The 5,801-nt window shown below is 67.0% G+C and carries 4 protein-coding genes and 3 pseudogenes; 3 read left to right on the top strand and 4 right to left on the bottom strand.

Annotation, left to right across the window (positions count from 1 at the left end; genetic code table 11):
• Both QOI01_RS10180 and QOI01_RS10175 read right to left on the bottom strand, forming a co-directional pair.
• A pseudogene (locus QOI01_RS10180) lies at window positions 1-1,157 on the bottom strand (S9 family peptidase); the annotation flags it as partial.
• 69 nt (window positions 1,158-1,226) lie between these two features.
• Window positions 1,227-2,612, bottom strand: coding sequence for an MFS transporter (locus tag QOI01_RS10175; RefSeq protein WP_526380470.1), 1,386 nt, complete (start codon window positions 2,610-2,612; stop codon window positions 1,227-1,229).
• Between the two features lie 18 nt (window positions 2,613-2,630).
• On the opposite strand from QOI01_RS10175, the gene QOI01_RS10170 reads away from it, so the two are divergent.
• The 3 genes and pseudogenes from QOI01_RS10170 to QOI01_RS10160 form a co-directional block, all read left to right on the top strand.
• Window positions 2,631-3,020, top strand: a complete 390-nt coding sequence (locus QOI01_RS10170) for a winged helix-turn-helix transcriptional regulator (protein WP_526380468.1) — start codon at window positions 2,631-2,633, stop codon at window positions 3,018-3,020.
• The gene (locus QOI01_RS10165) at window positions 3,017-3,550 is read left to right on the top strand and encodes a PaaI family thioesterase (RefSeq protein WP_526380466.1); all 534 of its coding nucleotides are present in this window, start codon (window positions 3,017-3,019) and stop codon (window positions 3,548-3,550) included. Before QOI01_RS10170 ends, QOI01_RS10165 begins: the two co-directional genes overlap by 4 nt.
• Before the next feature lie 24 nt (window positions 3,551-3,574).
• A pseudogene (locus QOI01_RS10160) lies at window positions 3,575-4,110 on the top strand (FAD-dependent oxidoreductase); the annotation flags it as partial.
• Window positions 4,111-4,127: 17 nt separating this feature from the next.
• Here QOI01_RS10160 and QOI01_RS10155 read toward each other — a convergent pair.
• Window positions 4,128-4,637: a transglycosylase family protein gene (locus QOI01_RS10155; protein ID WP_526380464.1), complete on the bottom strand. Its 510-nt coding sequence runs from the start codon at window positions 4,635-4,637 to the stop codon at window positions 4,128-4,130.
• Between the two features lie 225 nt (window positions 4,638-4,862).
• Window positions 4,863-5,096 (bottom strand): annotated as a pseudogene (locus tag QOI01_RS10150) (transglycosylase family protein); the annotation flags it as partial.
• Window positions 5,097-5,801: the final 705 nt, after the last annotated feature.

Raw genomic sequence — 5,801 nt, 5'->3', positions numbered from 1 at the left:
TCGATGCGCACCGGGTGCGGCGGGGCCGAGTAGGAACTGCGCAGTGCGTAGACCACACCGCCTGGTGCGGCGCACACGTCGGTGTAGCTGAGGTCGTCGACGGTCAACCGGGACACCGACAACGTTTCCGGGTCGATGACGAACACCGGCCTGCGGCCAGCCTCGTCGGCCGTGACGATGAGGTTCGAACCGTCCACCGTCCACGCAACGGAGGTGGGCCACCGGTCCCAGTCAGCCGCCACCTCGCCGAATGACTCACCGAATTCCATGCAGCACAACGTAATCCGCGGCGCCCGTTCCGGGGATGAATGCGTCTCGCGAATGAAGGCCACCGCGCGACCGTCGGGAGAGATGACCGGGCTCCCCAGATCGGCCGACGGGTCTTGCGCGATCGTCGTGTGCTCTCCCGTGGCGACGTCGACCCGCACCAGGGTCTCGCGGATGGAGGCATCGGGACCGGGCACCGCCCACGAAGTCACCACGAAGCGCCCGTCCGCGCTGACATCGACACCCGCCTCGCGCAGGCCCCCTCCGGGACTGGGCGTCAGATCGCGCACGCCGGAATCACTCCCCGAGGCGCTGCGCTCCAGTCCACCGGCAAGGGCGAGGAGGTGGGGCTGGGCAGGCCCGAGGTCGTGATCCCAATGGCGAACCGGATAGCCGGTGTGGAGCAACGCCGAGATCTTGTTGTCCTTGCGCAGCGCGCGCAGCCGCTTGTCGTCGTCGACACCGTTGGCCGACGGCAGCAGTTCCGCCGTTACCAGCGTGACGTCCGCCTCGCGCGCCGCATGTGCCGCACTCACGCCCCCGGCAAGCTCGAGTACCGAGACGGCCTCACCGCCTGCGGCGGGCAGCCGCCACAGCGATGCCTTCGGTTCGTCCTCGCCGCTGGAGCCTGGAACCTCACGTGCGGCGACGAAGAGCAGGTCACCATCCGCGGTGAACACCGGCGACGACTCCCCCTTGGCTCCACGGGTGAGTCGTCGCGCCGGTTGCTCACCTGCCGCATCGAGCTCCCACACCGAGGTGACGAACTCGGTGCGCTTCTCGTTGAGCTCGCTGATGGTGGTGACGACGCGCAATCCGTCGGGCGACACTGCCAGGCCGGACACCCGAGGCAGCGCGAGGAAGTCGTCGAGATCGTGGAAGGCCGTCATGCCCCCTGCGTAGCACAGAGGAAGACCACAAACGCGTTTCGCGAGTGCGAATCCGGCGTCTCTTGCGTTCTACGACTCGACCGCCGCGGGCGCCGACACGGCATGGATCCGATGGGATTTCCCTGCGATGGCGACGCCACCGGCGCCGATCAGCGAGATCGCGGCCGAGACCAGGATCGCGACGTTCCAACCGGCGGCCAGATCTTCGCCGACGTGCGTAGCGATGACGACGAACAACGTGATGCCCACCGCCGCGCCGAAATAGCGCGCCGTGTTGTTGGCGCCGCTGCCCATGGCCGAGCGGTCGGCCTCGACGCTGGCGACGGCCTCGCGGCCGAGCAGCGCGTTGAGCAGACCCGTGGCCACGCCCGCCACCACCAGCGACGGCACCAATCGCCACGGGCTCGACTCGGAATTCAATCCGTAGCCGAGCGCCTGGCCGACCGCCACGATCACCAGGCTCGTGGCGATCGGCGTGGGCCCCTGCATCGGATGCGGGATGTGGCGCGAGAGGTACGCCGTCGCCGTGCTGGTGCCGGACCACGCGACGACCAGAACGCTCGCGGTCCACAGCCCGGACCCGAGTCCGGCTTGGGCCAGCGTCGGGACGAACGACACGGTGGCGGTGACGCCGGAACCGAGAGCGAGCGATCCGACAGTCGCGGCACGGAACCGGTTGTGTCGAAGCAGCTTCGGATCGATGAGAGCGTCTCGAACGCGCGATTCGGCGAAGGCGAAGGCGATCAGGGCCGCCAATCCGGTGAAGCCGAGGACGACCGGCACTACCCGAATGCCGCCACGCCCGAGCGTCAGCGCGCACACCAACAGGATCATCGCCGCCGCGAACAGTCCCAGACCCACTACGTCAAGACGACGCCGATTCGCCACCTGCGAATTACCGATGCGGGAGATGCTGGGCCACAAAAGAATCAGTGCGATCACTCCGACCGCCAGATATGACTCCCGCCACCGCGCCGCCCCGAGTACGGCCGACAACAGTGCGCCCACGGAGATGCCGACCCCGACGCTGGCCCCCCACACCGCCGTCGCATGGGTGCGGCCCCGGGCATCGGGAAAGTCGTAGGCGAGGATCGCAAGACCGCAGGCCAGTACCGCCGCGCCCCCCAACCCCTCGACGACACGCCCGATGACGAACCCGACGGGCTCCTGCGCGAGGAAGCAAACGAGCGCACCAACTGCGAGCGCCACCAGCCCGCCCAGATAGACGCGTCGGCGCCCCACGTTGTCCCCGACGACGCCTGCGGTCAACAGGCCGGCTGCCAGGCCGACGGACATCGAGCTGAGGAGCCACGCCTGAGGTCCGGCCCCGGCCCGAACGCCCGCCGCCGTCGTCGCGAGAGTCGCCATCGGGGTCACGTAGGTGACCAGGACGAGCGCCGTGCCCGCCGCGACCGGCAGCAGCGACACCGCTTTTAGTTTGATATTCAAACTCACTCCTGGCAGGCTAACAGGATGTCCCTCGTTCCGCTTGCCGCCCTACCGGGGCGGCCCTGCCCGATCGCCGCGGCGATGGAGGTCGTCGGCGAAAAGTGGGCGCTCCTGGTCGTGCGCGAAATCGCCTTGGGCGCAAATCGATTCGGCGACATCGTGACCGGCACCGGCGCACCCCGCGACCGGATCGCCGCCCGCCTAAGAACCCTCGAGACCGCAGGCGTCATCGCCCGCAAGCCGTATCAGGACCGTCCGCGACGCGACGAGTACGGGCTGACTGAATCAGGCCGCGCCCTGCTTCCCGTTCTCGATGCCCTGCTGGCGTGGGGTGCAACCCATGCCGTGGCCGCCGACGACCCCCTACGTCCAGCCCGCTACCGCAACTTCGACCGACACCGGGAGACTCCGTGACCACCGAACTCATCGACACCGACACCGACAGCAAGGGGTGGGGCGAACGCCGCTCGAAGGTCGTGTCGTGGCACGACCCGGCGCCGACCACGGCCACCGGCCTGTCCATGTCGGGCATCGACTACCTGCACGCCATGATCGACGGCACGCTGCCGCCGCCGCCGATCTCCGGGCTGATGGAGTTCACGATGGTCTCTGCGGATTCCGGGCGCGTGGTGTTCACCTGCCGGCCCGACGAATCCGCATACAACCCGATCGGGATGGTTCACGGCGGACTCGTGTGCACGCTCCTCGACTCCGTCGTGGGCTGCGCACTGCACAGCACGCTTCCGCAGGGCAAGGGCTACACCTCCGTAGAGATCAAGGTGAACTACCTCAAGGCCGTTCGCGCGTCGAGCGGACTGCTGACCGCAACCGGCACAGTGGTCAAGTTGGGATCGCGCGTCGGCTTCACCGAGGGTGTCGTCACGGATGCGGCGGGCTCAGTCGTCGCCACGGCATCGAGCACGCTGCTGGTGTTCGACCTCTGATTCTCGGGGCGCTAGTTTCGACTGGTGACGCAACGCATCCCCGTCATCGGAGCGGGCATCGCCGGCCTGACGACCGCGGTTGCGCTGCAACGACGAGGTCATCAGCTCGCCATCCTCGAGGAACGCACCGACGGGTCGTCCGGGTCGGGGATCAGCATCTGGCCCAACGCTCTGGCCGCCCTCGACGAGATCGGCCTCGGTGGCGCCGTCGTCGGCGCTGACGGGGTCGGCTCGTTGGTGGCCCGCCACCTGAACGGGTCGCTGGGGTCGCCGCTATGCGGGATACGGCTTGGCGAGGAATCGCCAGGTACGCGTTGGACGTGAACTTGGCCGGTGAGACGGTCGGCAACGGAACGAGTTCGGCCGCCGCCATCCTGGCGTCGACCGATCCGACCGACGTGTTGCGCAACGACCTGAACGACCGCGAGGCGGCGCGCCAGTGGTCGCGTGGACCGGTCGTCATGGTGGGAGACGCCGCACATCCGATGCGTCCGCACCTCGGCCTGGGCGGGTGTCAGGGATTGGAGGCGGCCATGCGCGCCTCCGCGCTAGTGCCGGAGGCGCGTGCTAGCCGACGTCAGCGCGGTGCGGTGAGCGCGCCGAGCGGACTGAGCAGGGCTGAGCACATCTGCCGCGGGTTGATGAAGCCGAGCAGCCCCTTGGTCGGCATCGCCTGGCAGCCTGTCGTGGGCGGTGCCGGAGTAAGCGACGAGACATTCCAGATTGCGGGTGTGCCGCCATGCGCACCGCATGTCGGCCATGCTCCCGAACCCTGGCTGGCCAGGACGTTCTCGGCAACCCGGATCTGCTCTTCCCGAGACGCGCTGGCAGGAGACCCGACGCCTCCGTTGGAGCTCCAGGTCGCCGGCTTGAACTGCAGGCCGCCGTAGTTGCCGTTTCCGGTGTTGGCGGCCCAATTGCCACCGGACTCGCACTGTGCGACGGCGTCCCAGTTCATCGAGTCCGCGTGGGCGGTGCCCGCGGACACGCCGGTCGAGAGAGCGAACGCGACGATGCCGAAGGTGCCGGCGAGCGCGATGAGCTTCAGGCTGCTGGTGAGTGCCCTCAGAATGCCGTCGATCTTCATGTTGCGGTCCTTCCGCGACCGTTTGACACGAGGACCGCTGCAAAGGTGTGCGTTATTGACGCGGCCATACGGTAATTCGTGGGTCCGATCTCACGCGTTACACAAGCGACGGAAGTTCTTTATCGGGACGTGACGGAATACAGAGAACAGTGAGGTAGAAGGGGTGAAAGTGAAGAGCGGCCTCGGGCGTGTCGCCCGGGCCGCTCCTCAATCAAGGTTTGGGTGCTAGCCCCGCCTACCGCACACCGGCCACGCGTGGATGCCCTGGGTCTTGAGCACGTTGTCGGCGACCCGAATCTGCTCCTCACGACTGGCCTGGTGGGGCGAACCGCTGCCGCCGTTGGCGCGCCAGGTGCTCATCGTGAACTGCAGGCCACCGTAGTAGCCGTTCCCGGTGGCGGTGTGCCAGTTGCCGCCGGACTCGCACGATGCGACGGCGTCCCAGTTCACGCCGTCCGCATTCGCGGTGCCGGTTCCCAGCGCCATCGGGGCCACGATCAATGCCCCGGCGATGGTGCCTAGCCCGAACGTATTGCGGATGTTCCTCAACTTCGATCCTTTCGCCAAGCGCGCGCCAAGGACACCCGCGTAAACGTGGGCGTTGGTTGCCTGCTGAGCAGGCGGCAGAGTTGTGGTTCGCGCCGTCTCGGTCGGGCACGACAGTGGGGTGGCCAGACATGCCACGCCGGGCATCAGGCCCGGCGGCTGCCGTAGCACCGGGCATCTCCCGGGCTAGGCGGTCCCACTCACACGCAGGTTCGTGGTTTGAAATTATTCGCTCCGGTTATGGAGACATATGGAACGTACAAACGTTTTCGAGCGAAGTCATGTTCGTCGGAGGGCATGTCACCGTTTGATAACGGACAGATCACGATCACGCTGCGTGGAGTATCCGCAGGTCAATTCGGCATTTGACTCGGATGCCAAATGATGGCGCCACAAGGCGATCGTGACTCGAATCACGGCCATTTTGTGACCTGGCACACTGCTGCGTGAACAACATCCGCCACAGCTTCCTCACCGAGAACATTTCTGGCGCAATCTGATTGACCATTTATCGTTAGATGAACTCACAAATGCCGGCAGGGCGACAGTGGTCGGCACTGGTCCAGCGGCGTTGCTGCTCAGCATTTTCCGCCGGTTTTCAATTCCGCATCACGCGGG

Source organism: Mycobacterium sp. (assembly GCF_032162605.1).
Lineage (GTDB): Bacteria > Actinomycetota > Actinomycetes > Mycobacteriales > Mycobacteriaceae > Mycobacterium.
Note: the sequence above shows the minus strand (reverse complement) of the source record. Positions and strands in the feature narration are given on the sequence as shown.

Excerpts from the sequence above, each read along its gene's own strand:
- QOI01_RS10170 (WP_526380468.1), top strand. The coding sequence starts at position 2,631 with ATGTCCCTCGTTCCGCTTGCCGCCCTACCGGGGCGGCCCTGCCCGATC.
- QOI01_RS10155 (WP_526380464.1), bottom strand. The coding sequence starts at position 4,637 with ATGAAGATCGACGGCATTCTGAGGGCACTCACCAGCAGCCTGAAGCTC.